The following is a 1,640-nucleotide window of genomic DNA, read 5'->3' as shown; positions in this document are numbered from 1 at the left end:
CCCGACTTGGCTCAAATTAGTGCGCATCACAGGCGCGGATTTTGAGCAGAGCGGTGCGGAGGTCGTCGGGTAGCGGGTCGGCGGCGGTGACGGTCTGGTGGCCTGCCTGAATTTTCACGGTGCGGTAGCGGCGGGCGGTGCGCACGAATTTCTTGATGGTCCAGCCGGTTTGGATCTCGATATGGTGGCTGACGGCCATCGCAGCCACCACGATGCTCAGGTGGGCCTCGATGGAATCGCGCAGATGGTGATAGATCGGACGGGCTTGCAGGTCGTGTTTGGACATCCGGAAGGCCTTCTCGATGTGCCACAGCTGGTGATAGGCATCGATGACGAACGTCGAGGACGCGCTGGTGAGGTTGGTGGTGTAGCCCTTCCAGCCGGCCAACGCTCGAGTCTTGGCTTCCAGCGTGCGGTTGACTGACTTCGCGGCACCGGTGAGCTGGATGTAGCGGTTGCGTTTGACCGGGGCGCGCCCCTCGACGGCGCGTTCGGCCTTGCGGACCTGCTCGTCGATCCCGCGCAGCGTGCGGCGGGCCCGGTCGTGGCGGAATTGGTAGTAGACGACCCGGTCGGGGATGCCGCGGGTCTTCTCGGCGCTGGTGGCCGGCCAGGGCTGGGTCAGCACCAGCCCGTCGGGAATCGCCTCTTCGGGGTGGTTATCGCGCCATTCGCGCACGACATCGGGCACAAACGGGATGCGGGTGCCCAGGATGAACGACAGCCCGGCGGCTTTGATGGCGACCTGGTTGGCCTCGGAGATCATCCCGGCGTCGGCGACGACGGTGACGTCGGTGAGCTGGTGGGCGGTCTTGAAAGCGTTGATGACCGGCAGCATGGTGGCCGTCTCTGCCTTGTTGCCCTCGAAGGCCTGCACGGTCAGTGGGAACCCCGCGGCGTCAGTCAACAGTCCCAGGGTGATCTGGGGTTCCAGGCGGCGCTCCTTGGAGAAGCCGGGTTCGCGGAATCCGTCACCGGCATCGGTTTCGAAGTACAACGTCGAGACGTCGAAGAGCACCAGCGATGCCGGCCCCAGCCCGGCGTGGCGGGCGCTCGCGGCGGCCAATGCTTGGCGCCACCGCGGTTGGGCATAGCTGGGCAGGCGCCGCTTGACGGTGGCATAGGACGCGGGCTCGACGCCGACCTCCGCGAGTACTCGTCCAGCATCGATCTTGCTGGTGGGTTCGATGATCCTCGCCAGCACCAGATCACGAAACACGTTGTCGCTCTTGGCAGCTGACTCGAAACCCAAGATCCGATACGCCGCGCACAGTGCGTCCCACAAGTGCGTCATCCGGGTGGAGGTGATCGGCAGCGGCTCAGATCCCGGCGGGGCGGTCACATCGAGATCGAGCACCGCCTGGTTGGCCGCCAACCGCTCGGCCGCGGCCGCCTTCAGCGCGGCCAGCTCGGTCTGATCATGAGCCGAGCCCAGGTGCTCGATGGAGCGTGACCCGCGCCGACTGGACCACACGATCTGCACCGCGGTCGCCCCCGAAGCGGTCCTCACGGTGCGCACGTAGGCCACCCCGGCAGCCTACGGCCCCGATTTAGTGCGCAAATTCAGCCCGAACCGACAAAGAAACCACAGCTCAGGGCCCTGCGATCGTCGTCAATCCGGCAACGTGAGCCAAGTCAGG

1 protein-coding gene is annotated in these 1,640 nt (G+C 65.9%); it reads right to left on the bottom strand.

Annotated elements, in window-relative coordinates; all coding sequences use genetic code 11:
• Positions 1-16: 16 nt before the first annotated feature.
• Entirely contained in the window at positions 17-1,528 is a 1,512-nt protein-coding gene (locus BST11_RS26725) for an IS1634 family transposase (RefSeq protein ID WP_083141164.1), read from the bottom strand.
• Between the last annotated feature and the right edge of the window lie 112 nt (positions 1,529-1,640).

Source organism: Mycobacterium alsense (assembly GCF_002086635.1).
GTDB lineage: Bacteria > Actinomycetota > Actinomycetes > Mycobacteriales > Mycobacteriaceae > Mycobacterium > Mycobacterium alsense.
Note: the sequence above shows the minus strand (reverse complement) of the source record. Positions and strands in the feature narration are given on the sequence as shown.